Origin of the sequence: Desulfobaculum xiamenense (assembly GCF_011927665.1) — a bacterium.
In the GTDB taxonomy this organism is placed as follows: domain Bacteria; phylum Desulfobacterota; class Desulfovibrionia; order Desulfovibrionales; family Desulfovibrionaceae; genus Desulfobaculum; species Desulfobaculum xiamenense.
Genome location: NZ_JAATJA010000001.1, coordinates 1,095,310 through 1,108,918, shown reverse-complemented (window position 1 = coordinate 1,108,918; position 13,609 = coordinate 1,095,310). Strand labels below are relative to the sequence as shown.

The 13,609-nt window shown below is 63.3% G+C and carries 16 protein-coding genes; 11 read left to right on the top strand and 5 right to left on the bottom strand.

Annotation, left to right across the window (positions count from 1 at the left end; genetic code table 11):
* Nucleotides 1–21: 21 nt before the first annotated feature.
* Both GGQ74_RS05025 and GGQ74_RS05020 read left to right on the top strand, forming a co-directional pair.
* A complete protein-coding gene (locus GGQ74_RS05025) occupies nucleotides 22–354 on the top strand; it encodes an SHOCT domain-containing protein (protein WP_167940416.1) in 333 nt (110 codons plus the stop codon).
* Complete coding sequence (locus GGQ74_RS05020; RefSeq protein ID WP_167940415.1) at nucleotides 351–1,157, top strand: HD domain-containing protein; 807 nt, start codon at nucleotides 351–353, stop codon at nucleotides 1,155–1,157. The genes GGQ74_RS05025 and GGQ74_RS05020 overlap by 4 nt, the downstream gene beginning before the upstream one ends.
* A gap of 41 nt (nucleotides 1,158–1,198) precedes the next feature.
* On the opposite strand, the gene GGQ74_RS05015 is transcribed toward GGQ74_RS05020, so the two are convergent.
* Nucleotides 1,199–1,876: a flagellar brake domain-containing protein gene (locus tag GGQ74_RS05015; RefSeq protein ID WP_167940414.1), complete on the bottom strand. Its 678-nt coding sequence runs from the start codon at nucleotides 1,874–1,876 to the stop codon at nucleotides 1,199–1,201.
* Nucleotides 1,877–2,116: 240 nt separating this feature from the next.
* On the opposite strand from GGQ74_RS05015, the gene GGQ74_RS05010 reads away from it, so the two are divergent.
* The 7 genes from GGQ74_RS05010 to GGQ74_RS04980 all read left to right on the top strand — a co-directional run bounded on the left by GGQ74_RS05010 (nucleotide 2,117) and on the right by GGQ74_RS04980 (nucleotide 8,362).
* Nucleotides 2,117–2,866, top strand: a complete 750-nt coding sequence (locus GGQ74_RS05010; RefSeq protein WP_167940413.1) for a hypothetical protein — start codon at nucleotides 2,117–2,119, stop codon at nucleotides 2,864–2,866.
* A gap of 41 nt (nucleotides 2,867–2,907) precedes the next feature.
* Nucleotides 2,908–4,563, top strand: coding sequence for a dephospho-CoA kinase (gene coaE, locus GGQ74_RS05005; RefSeq protein ID WP_167940412.1), 1,656 nt, complete (start codon nucleotides 2,908–2,910; stop codon nucleotides 4,561–4,563).
* 3 nt (nucleotides 4,564–4,566) lie between these two features.
* A complete protein-coding gene (locus tag GGQ74_RS05000; protein ID WP_167940411.1) occupies nucleotides 4,567–5,307 on the top strand; it encodes a rhomboid family intramembrane serine protease in 741 nt (246 codons plus the stop codon).
* A gap of 102 nt (nucleotides 5,308–5,409) precedes the next feature.
* The gene (locus tag GGQ74_RS04995; RefSeq protein ID WP_167940410.1) at nucleotides 5,410–6,180 is read left to right on the top strand and encodes an ABC transporter ATP-binding protein; all 771 of its coding nucleotides are present in this window, start codon (nucleotides 5,410–5,412) and stop codon (nucleotides 6,178–6,180) included.
* Nucleotides 6,181–6,205: 25 nt separating this feature from the next.
* Entirely contained in the window at nucleotides 6,206–7,366 is a 1,161-nt protein-coding gene (locus GGQ74_RS04990) for a SufB/SufD family protein (protein ID WP_167940409.1), read from the top strand.
* Nucleotides 7,367–7,651: 285 nt separating this feature from the next.
* Entirely contained in the window at nucleotides 7,652–8,104 is a 453-nt protein-coding gene (locus GGQ74_RS04985; RefSeq protein WP_167940408.1) for a metal-dependent hydrolase, read from the top strand.
* A gap of 57 nt (nucleotides 8,105–8,161) precedes the next feature.
* Nucleotides 8,162–8,362: a hypothetical protein gene (locus GGQ74_RS04980; RefSeq protein WP_167940407.1), complete on the top strand. Its 201-nt coding sequence runs from the start codon at nucleotides 8,162–8,164 to the stop codon at nucleotides 8,360–8,362.
* A 14-nt stretch (nucleotides 8,363–8,376) separates the two neighbouring features.
* Here GGQ74_RS04980 and GGQ74_RS04975 read toward each other — a convergent pair whose 3' ends face one another.
* From GGQ74_RS04975 to GGQ74_RS04960, 4 genes are all read right to left on the bottom strand, one after another.
* A complete protein-coding gene (locus GGQ74_RS04975) occupies nucleotides 8,377–8,676 on the bottom strand; it encodes a hypothetical protein (protein WP_167940406.1) in 300 nt (99 codons plus the stop codon).
* 181 nt (nucleotides 8,677–8,857) lie between these two features.
* Entirely contained in the window at nucleotides 8,858–9,664 is an 807-nt protein-coding gene (locus GGQ74_RS04970) for a DnaJ domain-containing protein (RefSeq protein ID WP_167940405.1), read from the bottom strand.
* A gap of 23 nt (nucleotides 9,665–9,687) precedes the next feature.
* Nucleotides 9,688–10,137, bottom strand: a complete 450-nt coding sequence (locus GGQ74_RS04965) for a YkgJ family cysteine cluster protein (protein WP_167940404.1) — start codon at nucleotides 10,135–10,137, stop codon at nucleotides 9,688–9,690.
* On the bottom strand, nucleotides 10,134–10,544 hold the full coding sequence (locus GGQ74_RS04960) for a CoA-binding protein (protein WP_167940403.1): 411 nt from the start codon (nucleotides 10,542–10,544) through the stop codon (nucleotides 10,134–10,136). Before GGQ74_RS04960 ends, GGQ74_RS04965 begins: the two co-directional genes overlap by 4 nt.
* Nucleotides 10,545–10,660: 116 nt before the next feature.
* Between GGQ74_RS04960 and mqnC the strand changes: the two genes are divergently transcribed.
* Both mqnC and GGQ74_RS04950 read left to right on the top strand, forming a co-directional pair.
* The gene (gene mqnC, locus GGQ74_RS04955; RefSeq protein WP_167940402.1) at nucleotides 10,661–11,689 is read left to right on the top strand and encodes a cyclic dehypoxanthinyl futalosine synthase; all 1,029 of its coding nucleotides are present in this window, start codon (nucleotides 10,661–10,663) and stop codon (nucleotides 11,687–11,689) included.
* A gap of 320 nt (nucleotides 11,690–12,009) precedes the next feature.
* The gene (locus tag GGQ74_RS04950) at nucleotides 12,010–13,575 is read left to right on the top strand and encodes a PAS domain-containing sensor histidine kinase (RefSeq protein ID WP_167940401.1); all 1,566 of its coding nucleotides are present in this window, start codon (nucleotides 12,010–12,012) and stop codon (nucleotides 13,573–13,575) included.
* The last annotated feature ends 34 nt before the right edge of the window (nucleotides 13,576–13,609 follow it).

Genomic DNA, 13,609 nt, shown 5'->3' with positions numbered 1-13,609 from the left:
GATTTTTTGCAGGAGAGGAAAATGCGGTTTTTTTCTGCGACCCCGGTCGTTTTTTGCGGAATGCTCGCCGCGGTGCCTGCCGCGGCGGCCGATGGCGGCCTAGATGCGACGCTCTGGATGCAGTCCGGCGCGCGCATCGTGGCCATGGTCGTGTTCTTTGGCGTGATCATCGCCTTTCTGCGCTATTTGTACGGTCCTGGCGGCAGGCTACGCCCCGCCGAATTTGGCACTGGACACATAGAGGCGCGCAATCGACGCAAGGCCGAGGAGGCCGCGCTGCGCCGCGCCCTGCGCAAGGGGGAGATTTCGTCGGACGAGTATTTGCGGCGCATCGGAGAGCTTGACGCGAAATGACGAGTTCAGAGCTGGCCTCGCATCTGGCGTTTTTTGCCGCCTATGTGGACCGCTTTCACAATGGTGACGACGCGGACCGCGCCAATGTGGACCTCAAGCGCGAGCACAGCCTGCGCGTGCTCGACGAGGCGCGGATGATCACCGATAGCCTCGGAAGCGACGTCGGTGGTGGTCTTGTGGACCTCGTCCATCTGGCCGCCCTGTATCACGACCTTGGACGCTTTCCCCAGTACGAGCGCTGGCGGACCTTCGACGACTCCGTGTCGGCCAATCACGGGCTGCTCGGCCTGCGCGCTCTGCGCGAGAGTGCCGCGCTTTCACAGTTGCCCGCTCGCGCGCGGCGGGTGGTGCAGGCCGCCGTGGCGCTGCACAACAGACGCTTCGTGCCGCCGCATCTGCCGCGTGACATTGCGCTGGCGCTCGGCGTGGTGCGCGATGCCGACAAGCTCGACATCATGCGGGTGATGCTGGCCCATCTGGAACCGGGCGCTCCGGCCAATGCCGTGGTGACCCTCGGTCTGGCCGATGTGCCAGACGCTTACACGCCCGATGTCCTCGACCAGTTGGCACGGCGCCGGTTGGCGAGCTATTCGCAGATGCGCTATTTCAACGATTTCAGGTTGATGCTCCTGAGCTGGGTCTACGATCTTAATTTCGCGGCCAGCCGTAGGGCGTTTGTGGAACGCGGGCATCTGGACGCGCTGGCCGTGGGCCTGCCCGATGCGCCCGCCGTGCGCGGCGCGGTGGAGCAGGTCCGCGCGGATCTCGCTGATGCGGGGCCGCGTGATGGTCGATTGGGCTGACATGCCCTGACGGGCGGGTGACGCCCTCGGTGGGAATGGGTTTAGTTGGCGAGAAGTCCGTAGACCATGTCCACGTAGGAGCGGATCTTATTCGTTACTTCGGGGGCCGGTTCGTGGAATCCGATGCCGAGTTCGAGGTTCGCGCCGACGCGGGAGATTCGTCGAATGGTGCCGACGATGCGTTTCGGACCGTTGGCGAGGAACACCGAGCAGTCGATGCCTATTTGCGTTCCGAGTTCCGGGTCGGAACCTGTGCACGGAAGCGTGATCCGACAGCCGAGGACGCTCAAATCGAGCATGATGGCGTCCGCGTCTGTTCCGCCGATGAGGCAGGTGACCGGAAACGAGCATTCCACGCGTTTTTCCTTGCGTAGGTTGTAGGATTCCACCTGTCTGGGAAAGTCGAGGAAGAGCAGGGGATGCGGGTGGGCGATGTGCCCCTGTACCCGGGTGGCGAAGCCCCAGATGTTTCCGGCGAGGATGTAGCGGATGACCACGGCGTTGCCGGGGTAGAGATGCTCGTAGAGGTTGCCCTGAATGGATTGGGGCGGCATGCGCAGCAGGAAGAAGCGGCCGCGCTCCTGTCCGACGTAGCGGGTCTTGATCCTGTTCTGGACACCACGCAGTTCCATGATGATCTGCGTGTTGGGGACGATGTTGTAGACGCTCTGGGGAAGCGTTTTCTGGCAGGTGGTGGGTGCTGTTGCGTGTTCCGTCATGCGCGCCGTCCGTGTCGATTCGGTTTGTCGATGAGCAGCGCCGCGAAAATGCACCCTTTCTTGTATCTATTCAAGTGCGGATGATGTCTTTTTTGAAAAATAGGGTGGTCTATCCGTCGCGCTCGCACCGTGGAGGCGCGGCGGGGTGCCGTGTGCCCGAGGTTCTTTTTTGTACGGAAATGCGGTACCGTTCGATATCGAGCATGAGGTGGTGCCGACAATGACCCAAGCGAGACGAGCGTGAGCACGGAAAACGAAACGATACTCGATATTACGGAAATGCCGCTGGAAGGCATCGCCGCCTACTGGCTGTCGCTCAAGAAGATCATGGGCGGCAAGGTCGCGCCGAAGCTGGCCCTCGACGAGGCGGGGCGCACCGAGGAACCCTACATCCGGTATCTCCTCGAATCGTGCTTCACTGGGCTTTCGGACGATCAGTTCCTGCGCGTGGCCGGTTTCAAGGCCGAAACGGTCGTGCGCGGTATGCAGCTTCGGCAGGGACTCATCCGCGAGGCCGTGCTGTCCATGTCCGCCGGGGAGAATCCGCGCAAGGCCCTTGTGCGCATGGCGGCGCACTTTCCCGCGCAGCTCATGCCGGAGGAGAAGATTTCCCGCATGGCGCTCGAAATGGTCAAGAAGGCTCGCGCCGGAAGCGGAACCGAATACACCGTCACCATCGACTACACCACGGCAGCCGACCAGCTGCTCGTCAAGCTCATGTTCTATGTCTTCTGGGCGCGGCACGAGGGTGCCGGAAGCATGCGGACGTTCGCGGAGACTTCGCGCTGCCTGCTGTTTCGCGAGGCGCTGTCCATGGTCGAGGACGGATTCGACCGCAGCTTCATAAAGGCCTGCGTGGACACGCGGTGCGAAGGCCTCGTGCGCGAGGCCCGGCTGAAGATGAACATGGCGGCGGAGCTGGCGCTGGCACTGCGCGGAAAGCTGTCCTACGACGAGATGTTCGTCGTGGCGCAGGCCTACATGCCGTGAGCGCCCGCCCCATCCCTTTTTCCACATTCAACAAGCAGAACATGACACACGAAGCGATATTTGACGAATCCGCCACGAGCGGTGGCGTATGGAATGCGGTGGTGCCCGAGGGCATGGCCGGAGAACGGCTGGATGTCTTCCTCGCCGGGGAACTGCGCGAGAGCGGGCTGTCCCGCAGCAAATTGCAGGGGCTTATCAAGGCCGGCAAGGCGACCGTGGACGGATGCGTGACGACCAAGCCCCGGCTTGTGCTGGAAGGCGGGGAGTCCGTCTCTCTGCTCGTTGACCTTCCCGGTGGCGACCTGACGCCCGAGGAGGGCGATCTCGATGTCGTGTACGAGGACGAGAGCCTCGTGGTGCTCAACAAGCCCGCCGGACTCACCGTGCATCCCGCGCCGACTCAGACGGAGAACACGCTGGTCCACCGACTGGTGCACCACTACCCCGGCATGCTCGACATGGAAGGGGAGCGTCCGGGCATTGTCCATCGCATCGACAAGGACACCTCCGGGCTCATTCTGGTGGCGCTGGACGAGGGCACCCGCCTCGATTTGTCCGAAGACTTCGCCGAGCGCCGGGTGGAGAAGCACTATCTCGCCGTGGTGCATGGCGTGCCGTGCTCGACGTCTCGCGCGTCCCATGGCGAGATCGAAGCGCCCATCGGCCGCGATCCGCGGCACAAGACCCGCATGGCCGTGACCGAGAAGGGCGGGCGCGAGGCGCGCACCGCGTGGGAAGTGCTGTGGTCCAGCCCGGACCGCCGCGCAAGCCTCGTGCGGGTGCGCATCTTCACGGGCCGCACGCATCAGATTCGCGTGCACATGGCGCACATTGGCCATCCGCTGATGGGCGACGAGGTCTACGGAGCGCGCCAGCACAAGCAGTGGCTGCGCGAGACGGGGTGCGACCCGGCCCTAGCGCCCCGGCAGATGCTGCACGCGTGGCGGCTGGGCTTCGAACATCCGGAAACCGGCGAGCGGCTGGATTTCATGCAGGCTCCGCCCGAGGATTTCCGTCGCCTCATGTTCCATCTGGCCCGAACCACGCTGCGCGTCGGCATCGTGGGCATGCCCGGCTGCGGCAAGTCCGCCCTGAGCGCGATGCTCGAACGGCGCGGCGTGCCGCTGTTCAGCGCCGATGCCGTTGTCCGCGAGCTGTACGCCGAGGGCGAGGACGGCTGGGTGCTCATCCGGCGTCGCTTCGGTGCCGAGTTCGCCCCGGACGGCGGTCCCGTGAACAAGGCGCGGGTGCTTGCGTCCATGCGCGAGTCCGCAGAATTTCGCAAGGAGCTTGAGGGTATCGTGCATCCGCTGGTGGATCACCGCCTGAACGCGTTCTGGGACGCCCATACGGGGGCGACTGTCGCCGTGGCGGAAGTGCCGCTTCTCGTCGAGGGCGGTGCGGACGTGCAGAACGAGCAGGCGGACATCGCCGTTGGCGTGCGTTGCCCCGAGGACGTGCGCAGAGGGCGGCTTATGGCGCGTGGGTGGGACGATGCCACCATCGCGCTCATCGAGTCGTGGCAGTGGTCCGAGGCGGACAAGTTGAGCCGCTGCGCCGAAGTTGTCGACAATTCCGGAACCCTTGACGATCTCGACCGTGAGGCCGATGCGCTCCTCGCCCGTCTCGAAGGCGAGCACGCCCGGCGCGAGGCCGAGGTCCGCGCGCGCATCGCGGCGCTGTGGGGAGCCGGGTAGGCCATGTTTCCCATTCGCGACAACATCCCGAGGGTACACAGGCCGTATGCGGTCTGGGCACTCATTGTCGCGAACTCCATCGTCTTTCTCATCACCGTCTCCATGCCGGACCGGGACGTCGCCCTGCTGTTTCACACGCTGGGCGTCGTTCCGGCCCGGTTCTCGGACCCCGTCTCCGCCGCGAGCATGGGCTATCCGCCGTTCGGCGCGTATGCCTTCGTGTCCTACATGTTCCTGCATGGCAGTTGGATGCATTTCATCGTCAACATGTGGACGCTGTGGATATTCGCCGACAACATTGAGGACGTGATGGGACCGCTGCGGTTCCTCATGTTTTATCTGTTGAGCGGGCTGGCCGCACTTGGCGCGCATATGGCCTTCAACCTCGCATCGCCGGTTCCCGTGGTGGGGGCCAGCGGGGCGATAGCGGGCGTGATGGGCGCGTATTTCCTGCTGTACCCGCATGCGCGGGTCATTACCGTCATTCCCATTATCATCATTCCCTTCATCATCGAGGTGCCCGCGCTGGCCTATCTGGGCGTGTGGTTCCTCAGCCAGTTCTTCTCGGGAGTCTTTTCGGCCATATCCCCCGAGCATGGCGGGGGCATCGCCTGGTGGGCCCACGCAGGCGGGTTCCTGGCCGGGATGCTCCTGCTGCCGTTCTTCCGCCGCAAGGGGCGCTGCTACTTCTGCCGCATCCCCGAGGGCGATCCCACCAGCGTTTCCACCTTCCGTCGCAGATGACGAACTGCGTTCCGGAGTGGACTTTTCTCAAATTCCGATTATGACTTTGGTGCGCTTCGGTCCAGTGCGCCGTGGCGAGAAACCACCGAAAGGAACCGCGATATGCTGAAAATCGAAGATCTCCACGTGAATATCGGCGAGAAGGAGGTGCTCAAGGGCATCAACCTGCACATCGCCGAGGGCGAGACGTTCATCCTGTTCGGCCCCAACGGCTCCGGCAAGACGACCTTGCTCATGACCCTCATGGGTTTTGGAAACTACACGATCACCGGCGGCAGGATTCTCTTCAAGGGACACGACATCACCTACGCGCCCATTCACGAGCGCGCACGCCTTGGCCTCGGCATGTCCTTTCAGCGCCCGCCGACCATTCACGGCCTCAAGACGCGGCACCTTGTCGAGATGTGCGCACTCCACGGTAAGAACGGCACCGTTCCGGTGGACGAGCTGGCCGAACGGGTCAATTTCACCAACTTCCTCGAACGCGACATCAACGCCGGGTTCTCCGGCGGCGAGATCAAGCGCTCCGAGCTGCTTCAGCTCATGGCGCAGTCGCCGGACCTCGTGCTCTTCGACGAGCCGGAATCCGGCGTGGACCTCGAGAACATGGTCCTCATCGGCAAGACCGCGCGCAAGCTCCTCGACGGATTCGTTGTGCCCCATCCCGAGAAGTCGATGAAGGAACTCAAGTCCGGTCGCAAGACTTCCGGGCTTATCATCACCCATACCGGGTACATTCTCGATTACATCAACGCCGACCGCGGTCAGGTCATGTACAACGGCCACCTGTGCTGCGAAGCCCGCCCCCGGGATATCCTGGAGCACGTGGGCAAGTACGGCTATCAGGAATGCGTGCGCTGCCTGACCAAATAACGACAACGCCATTGCGGAGAGACATATGAAAGACGTCAACCTTTCCGAGTTCTCGTTTTCCGGTGCCGAATCCACGGCCATCGAGGATCTGCGGACACTGGACAATGCGGACAAAGAGCGGCTGCTCATGGCGGGCGTGGATGTCGACGAGACCAATCGTGCCGGCAGCTTCCTGCATCTGAACCACAGCGGCGTGCACTGTAGCGTCACCCAGCCCGGTGTGGAGCTTCTGGGCATCAAGGCCGCTCTGAAGAAGTACGACGGCCTGCCCCAGCACTTCTGGCAGCTTGTGGACCCTGACAAGGACGAATTCACCCGCTCCGCTCGCGAGAACCTTCACGGCGGCTACTTCATCCGTACCGAGAAGGGCGCGAAAATCACCGCGCCGGTCCAGTCCTGCCTGTTCCTCAAGGGCCAGCGCGTGGGCCAGAACGTGCACAATATCGTGATCGTCGAGGACGATTCTGAGCTGCACCTCATCACCGGCTGCGCCGTGTCCAGCCCCGAGGAGGCCGCCGCCCACCTCGGCATTTCCGAATTCTACATCGGTCGCAACGCCAAGCTGACCTTCACCATGATCCATAACTGGGGCGAGGAAGTCGTGGTGCGCCCGCGCACCAGCGGCCGTATCCTTGCCGGAGGCGAGTTCCAGAACAACTACGTGCTCATGAAGCCCGTGGGCAACCTCCAGTCCAGCCCTGTCATCGATCTTGACGGCGAGGGTGCGCGTGCCCGTCTCAACTCCGTCATCGTGGCGCCCAAGGGCTCCTACGTGAATTCCGGCGGCGTGCTGAACCTGAACGCCCCGAATACCCGTGGCGAGATCATCGCGCGGACCATGACCACCGGCGGCACCATCATCGCCCCTGGCTGCATCTCCGCCAAGGCCGTTCCCGCGCGCGGTCACCTCGAATGCAAGGGCCTCATCCTCGGTAATGGCCGCATTCACGCCATTCCCGAGCTGGATGGTCACCTTGAGGGTGTGGAGTTGTCCCACGAGGCCGCAGTGGGCAAGATCGCGCAGGAAGAGATCGAATACCTTCAGGCTCGCGGACTCGACGAGGACGAAGCGACTTCTACCATCGTTCGGGGCTTCCTGAACGTGGACATGGAAGGCCTCCCCGTCGCGCTCAAGCGCGCCATCGACGAGCAGATCAACCATCTCGACGCCAGCGACGTCATGTAGGCGCTGGCGCTTTCATCGCCTGTTTCGGACGGCTCGGCCCCTGTGGCCGGGCCGTCTTTTCATTTGCGGCGCGAGGTGGCGTGAATCGCCGTATCCATATGGAAATCCGTGGGTTGCTCGCGTAGGCCAAAATGCAACGGAGCCGACGCGCTTGTCTTTGCGCGCCCGGAGGGGTACATAGTTCCGCCCGACCGCCGCGTGCGGCGGGGAAAATATCGATATGAACTGGAATCGCGAAACAGCCATGCATGCACGGCGCGTGCTGCCCACAGAGGCAGTCGCCTAGTGCCGGGGTATCAGGGGCACGTTGTCGGCGGAACGCTCACCGCTGGCGGTGCCTGGCTGTCTCTGGCCCTGTGGCTTCCGGCATGGGGGCCGGAGCCCGTGATGGGCGTGGCGCTCATGGCTGTGGCGATCCTTGCGTCCCTGTTTCCGGACGTGGATACCGATTCCAAGGGCCAGCGCCTGTTCTACGCCATCCTCGTACTTGCGGACCTGACGCTCATGTGGTTCGGCAAGTACCGATGGGCGGCGATTCTCGGTTTCGTTGCCATGCTTCCCGCCGTGGGACACCACCGCGGCTGGACGCACACGTGGTGGGCCATGCTCGTCGTGCCGCTTCCGATAGTGCTTCTGCCCGCGTGGTTCTTCGGAACCGCGGCCGTGGTGCTCGTTCCGTTCTACGCGGCCGCCGTGCTCGGCTACCTCTCGCATCTGATTCTGGACAGGCTCTTCTAGACGCCAAAAAAGACCGGACCGCCCGCGAAAGCGAACGGTCCGGCATGTGGGGGAACAATGCGAAAACTCTGTGCCCGTTGTCTGTACTGGCTGCCTCCGGAGGGCAAGGAAATCCTCTGTGAAGTCGAGGGACTGTGCCGCTATCATCCCGCGACGTCCGCCGACGTCGCGAGGGCGGATTGTCCCACCGAGGCGTGCGGGTCCTGCGAATACTGGACCGCGCACCCCAACCCTCAGCGGAATGCTGCCGACTACTAGCCGGGCCAGCGTTTCTAGGCGTTATCCATTTCGGGGAGCCAGCCGGACAGGATGTCCACCAGCTGGCTCGCCTGCTTTGCAGAGGATATGTTGAACTTGGACTGCAGCGTGTAGTGGCCGCCGCGCTTCTGGTACCGGCCCACGCGAATCTTCGGGGCCTTGTATTCCTCGGTGCGCTTGTCCATTTCCTGATACAGGAAGACGATGGTTGTCCAGGACCCCTTGGTCAGGACTTCCTTCTTCAATTCCTTGACGACCAGTCGGCCGTCCTCGTCTTCCCAGTTGATCGTGATTTCCTCGATCGTTTCGGCCATTCTTCACCCTCCTTTGCGTTGTTCAGCCCGCAGACCCGCTCGGTGCGTGCGGCGGGCGGGTGTGCCCGCTTCCCTCGCATGGAAAACGCGCGATTTCAAATCTTTTTTTGTTTTCCTGTGGATAAGATTGGAACCGTCTGAAGTGACAGGACGTTTTTTTCGGCCGCTGACGGGCGTACCGTCAGCGCGCTACCAATCGCAGGTAGAGATCCCCCTTGAGGGGGCCGAGCTTGCGCCCCAGTCCGCGCAGACGTAGTGGCCTGCCCGCGACGAAGTCTGGCGGTAGCGGCACCTCGACTGTGATCGGGCGCGACGAGAAGCCTCGCCGAATCTGGAGCCGGACGATGCAGCCGGGCAAAAGCTGGCTGGGCAGCAGATGCACGGTCTGTTCGTCGTCCATCTGGCCCTTGACCCAGTTCTTCAGCCACGTGAGTGGACCGCCGTTGAGGTTCAGGTTGAGCTCTGCCGAGCCGAGCCGCAGGCTGAGGCTGCGGTTTTTCACGGTTGCCGTGTGCGACGGTGCCGTGCCGCTTTTCCTGATCTGGCGGTAGATGTCTTCGAAGACCTTGCGGGCGAAGGGGTCGTTTAGGATGTTGCGGAGAACGTCCTCCTTGCCGAAGGTGAAGCCGCCGGTCGGCTCGGCCTCGCGCCGGGTCGTGGTGGCCTCGGGACCGGGCGGCGGGGTGGGGCCGGGCTTGCGATCGGCCTGTGCCTTGTAGCGGCGCGCGCCTTCCTCGCGGGAGGTCTTCGCCTTGGCGTCGGCCTCGGGCCTGCGTGACTGCCGGGGGGCACCGCGTTCGTCCTTGAGCGCCTCGGTCAGGATGACGTAGGCCTCGTTGAGCTTCTGGAATTCCGCTGCGGCATCGGGATTGCCGGGGTGGAGATCCGGGTGGAGTTCAAAGGCCCGCTTGCGGTAGGCGGTCTTGACCTCCTGCAACCCGGCACCCGGCTTGAGGCGGAGAAAGGAATAGCATTCGCGGACGTTCACGCGGCCCCCGGAGTGGTTTCGGTTCAGTCGGGAAGATGAAGAAGCGCTTCGGGCGCGGTATCCGGATCGTCCTCAAGGGCGAGGCCCTTGAGGTATTCGAGTCCCTGACGGCGGAATTCCTCGTGCCCGGCTTCGGGGCGAATGCCGGGACAGTATTCCTGTACCATCCTCCAGCTCAATTCGTCGATGAGATTCCCCTTGAAGAACGGCCATGCCCGACAGATGTCCGGGCGGCCGGGATGGACGCCGCAGCCGACGCCCTGCCGGAAGAAGATACAGTATTCGTCCCCGCCGGTGACGAGGAGCACCTTGCCGCCGGAGGTTCTGGTGTAGCGGGCGAGAAAGTCGGGCAGGTCGAGACCGAGATGCTCGGCAAGACGCTTCTGATCTTTGGTGGCCATGACGATACCGCCTTCACCCTTGCAGCAGTGGCCGCACATGCGGCATTCGAACGCCCTGACGTTCCCTGTCATCCAAGAAGTCTCCTGTGCTCGACCATCAGGCAGGCATCCTGCACCACGACGGTCGGCGTGTCCTTGAGTATTTCGAAGGCCTGCGGGCATGTGATGCCGGACTGCATCCAGAAGGCCAGCGGAGCATGCGCGAGCGCCGCGCATTCGCGTGCGTGGTCCGCACAGTGTTCCGGGGCGCGGAAGACATCCACGAGGTCTATCGGCTCCGGAATGTCGGCCAGCGTTCTGAACGTGGGCAACCCCCATACGCCGTTTCGTTTCGGGTGCACGGGGAAGACCGTGAACCCTGCGGCGATGAGGTAGCGCCCGACCATGTCCACAGGCTGGCCGGGCTTGTCCTTGGCTCCGAGTACGGCGATGGTCCGGACTCGGGCGAGCAGGTTCTTCATTTCGTTGTCGAGAAGCATGGGGCGCGAACTCCATGGTTGCGAAAAAATGCCGGATGCGCCAAGGTCGGCGCGGCCGGGCACTAGTTGTCCGTGAAATCGCAGTAATCGTCAAGCAACCCTGGAGGGGGGACAACATGTCGGAACGCCTGACTCCGGAGGCGGCCATAGAGCTGTACGAACGGGAAAACGTCTTCAGCCTGGGCAGGATGGCCCACGAACGGCGCATGGAGATGCATCCCGACAGCAGAGTGACCTACATCGTCGACCGCAATATCAACTATACCAACGTCTGCATCTCCGGGTGCAAATTTTGCGCGTTCTTCCGCGCCCCGGGCGACGAGGGCGGTTATGTGCTCACCCGCGAGGAGCTGGCCGCCAAGGTCCGCGAGACCGTCGAACTCGGTGGCTATCAGATACTGCTTCAGGGCGGCATGCACCCCGATCTCGACATGGCCTTCTACGAGGACATGCTGCGCTTTCTCAAGGCCGAGTTTCCGCAGGTGGCCGTGCACGGCTTTTCGCCCTCGGAGATCTGGTATCTCGGGCAGGAAAGCGGCCTTGGCCACGGTGAGGTCATCCGTCGGCTCGTGGCCGCCGGGCTGGACTCCATCCCCGGCGGCGGTGCCGAGATTCTCGTGGACCGCGTGCGGCAGGATGTCTCTCCGCGCAAGGCCACGGCGGACCAGTGGCTGGAGGTGATGCGCGAGGCCCACAGGCAGGGCCTGCGGACCACCGCCACCATGATGTTCGGACAGGGCGAGACCCTTGCCGAGCGCGTGGAGCACCTTGAGCGAATCCGTTCCCTTCAGGACGAGACCGGCGGCTTCACGGCCTTTATCCCGTGGACCTTCCAGCCCGAGAACACGCGCCTGCCGCGGCCCGAGGTGTCCAGCGAAGCATACCTCAAGACGTTGGCCCTCTCGCGCCTGTACCTCGACAACATCGACAACGTGCAGGCCTCGTGGGTCACGCAGGGTCCGTTGGTGGGCCAGTTGGCCCTGTTCTGGGGTGCGAACGATTTCGGATCGACCATGATCGAGGAGAACGTGGTGGCCGCCGCTGGCGTGCATTTCCGCCTGCCGGAAGGCAAACTGCGCAAGCTCGTCACCTCGGCGGGTTTCGTGCCCTGTCGTCGCCGCATGGATTATACGCTCCTCGAATAGCCGACCTTCATTTCCTTCGAATGCAACGCGCCGCGTTCATGCTCCGTGTGGGGCTGGACGCGGCGCATTCTTTTCCCCGCTGCCTTCCGACCTGCACCTGCCGCAGTTCAGTGTGTTGCGAACAAATACCGTGTCTGCGTGTGCTCAATTTTGTTTCGCAATCCTTGCGTATGCCGTATTCATGCGGAAATGCGGGAAATTGGCGTTCCGGCTTGTCGTGGTGCGCTTTTCGTGCTACACGATGTGAGAATTGCAGGTACCGTGTTCTCCAAGGAGTTGAGGTATGTAGGTCGCAAGATATTGGGGGGGGGAAGACCCGGATGTCCAGAACTCCGAAAATGGAGCAGGGGGTGCTCATCGCACTTGAGGCTCGGACGGGAGCGGAAATCGCCGTGGAACGAAACGGCGAGCATCTGCCCGGACCGCCCGCGCCGCCTGCCGATGTGCGGAATTCGAACGGAACGGTTCTCGCGGAGCAGTACGCGAAGCTCCTGAATGGCTGTCCTTTGCCGGTGGTGACGTGGCGGCGTGAGGGCGACGGGTTCGTGCTCGTCGATTTCAATAGTGCGGCCATGGAATTTTTCGGCAACGGTCTTGGCGAGTTCATCGGCATGACCTGCCATGAACTTTATCCCGACCACTCCGACCTGTGCGACGATCTGGAGCGTGCCTTTGCCGAGAATGGCCGCATCAGCCGCGAAATGCTCTACACCACGCGCACGCAGCCCGCGCGTCGGCTCCATCTGCGCATCACCTGCGCGTCCTGCCCGCCGGACCTCGTGCACATGTTCGGCGAGGACCTCACTCAAGGCATCACGGACTGGGAAGATCGCAAGAAGGCGGAGCATCGTTTCCGCACGCTGTTCGAGGTCGCGCCGGTGGGCATCTACCAGACCGGACCGGGCGGGCGTTTCGAGCACGTGAACATGCGCCTTGCCGCCATGTACGGCTTCGCCTCGCCGGACGACATGGAGCTGGAGGTCAAGGACCCGCGCGAGCTCTTCGCGGATCATGCCCAGCGCGATAGGCTTCACCGCGAGCTGGCCGAGCGCGGTTTCGTGGACAATTTCGAGTGCCTCGTCCGCCACAAGGACGGCACGACCTTCTGGGTGTCCAAAAGCATCAAGCAGGTGCGCGACGTCAAGGGACGCGTCGTGTCGTCCATGGGCTTCGAGCTGGACATCACTGAGCGTAAGATGGCCGAGGCCCTGCGCGAGGAGGTGGAGCGCATCACCCGCCACGACCTCAAGTCCCCACTCAACATCATCGTCGGCATGTCGGACTTCATGAAGGACGACGGCAATCTCACGCAGGAGCAACGCGATAACCTTTCCATGATCGAGCACTCCGGCAACACCATGCTCAACATGATCAATCTGTCACTGGCCGTGTACCGCATGGAGCGCGGTACCTACGAGCTGGCCCCCGCTCCGGTGGACCTTGCCGTGAGCATGCGTCAGGTGCTGCGCGAACTGGGCCCCCAGCTCGACGCGCTGAACGTGCGGGTGCGGGTGCGCATACGCGGCGAGCAGGACGCGCCGGGCGTGGCATTCATGGTCATGGGCGATGCGCTTTTGTGCTGGGCCATGCTCTATCACCTCGTGCAGAATGCGGTGGACGCCTCGCCGTCCGGCGGAGTCGTCACCGTGGACATGGACGAGAACGGCGGCTCCACGGTGAGCGTGCACAACCATGGCGTGGTGCCGCCAGAGGTGCGAGAAAATCTGTTCGAGAAATTCGTGACCTTCGGCAAGAAGGAAAACACGGGCCTTGGCGCGTATTCGGCCCGGCTCATTGCCCGCACGCTGGGCGGGGACATTTCGCTGATTTCTTCGGAGAGCGTCGGCACGCGGATGACCGTCCGCCTGCCGCGCCGGGGGGCGTAGCCCGCATCCATCCGATCGACGCGGCCTTGCGGCG

Bases quoted from the DNA above. Each gene is read 5' to 3' on its own strand.
- GGQ74_RS05025 (WP_167940416.1), top strand. From the start codon at position 22: ATGCGGTTTTTTTCTGCGACCCCGGTCGTTTTTTGCGGAATGCTCGCC.
- GGQ74_RS05020 (WP_167940415.1), top strand. From the start codon at position 351: ATGACGAGTTCAGAGCTGGCCTCGCATCTGGCGTTTTTTGCCGCCTAT.
- GGQ74_RS05015 (WP_167940414.1), bottom strand. From the start codon at position 1,876: ATGACGGAACACGCAACAGCACCCACCACCTGCCAGAAAACGCTTCCC.
- coaE (WP_167940412.1), top strand. From the start codon at position 2,908: ATGACACACGAAGCGATATTTGACGAATCCGCCACGAGCGGTGGCGTA.
- GGQ74_RS05000 (WP_167940411.1), top strand. From the start codon at position 4,567: ATGTTTCCCATTCGCGACAACATCCCGAGGGTACACAGGCCGTATGCG.
- GGQ74_RS04995 (WP_167940410.1), top strand. From the start codon at position 5,410: ATGCTGAAAATCGAAGATCTCCACGTGAATATCGGCGAGAAGGAGGTG.
- GGQ74_RS04990 (WP_167940409.1), top strand. From the start codon at position 6,206: ATGAAAGACGTCAACCTTTCCGAGTTCTCGTTTTCCGGTGCCGAATCC.
- GGQ74_RS04980 (WP_167940407.1), top strand. From the start codon at position 8,162: ATGCGAAAACTCTGTGCCCGTTGTCTGTACTGGCTGCCTCCGGAGGGC.
- GGQ74_RS04975 (WP_167940406.1), bottom strand. From the start codon at position 8,676: ATGGCCGAAACGATCGAGGAAATCACGATCAACTGGGAAGACGAGGAC.
- GGQ74_RS04965 (WP_167940404.1), bottom strand. From the start codon at position 10,137: ATGACAGGGAACGTCAGGGCGTTCGAATGCCGCATGTGCGGCCACTGC.
- GGQ74_RS04960 (WP_167940403.1), bottom strand. From the start codon at position 10,544: ATGCTTCTCGACAACGAAATGAAGAACCTGCTCGCCCGAGTCCGGACC.
- mqnC (WP_167940402.1), top strand. From the start codon at position 10,661: ATGTCGGAACGCCTGACTCCGGAGGCGGCCATAGAGCTGTACGAACGG.
- GGQ74_RS04950 (WP_167940401.1), top strand. From the start codon at position 12,010: ATGTCCAGAACTCCGAAAATGGAGCAGGGGGTGCTCATCGCACTTGAG.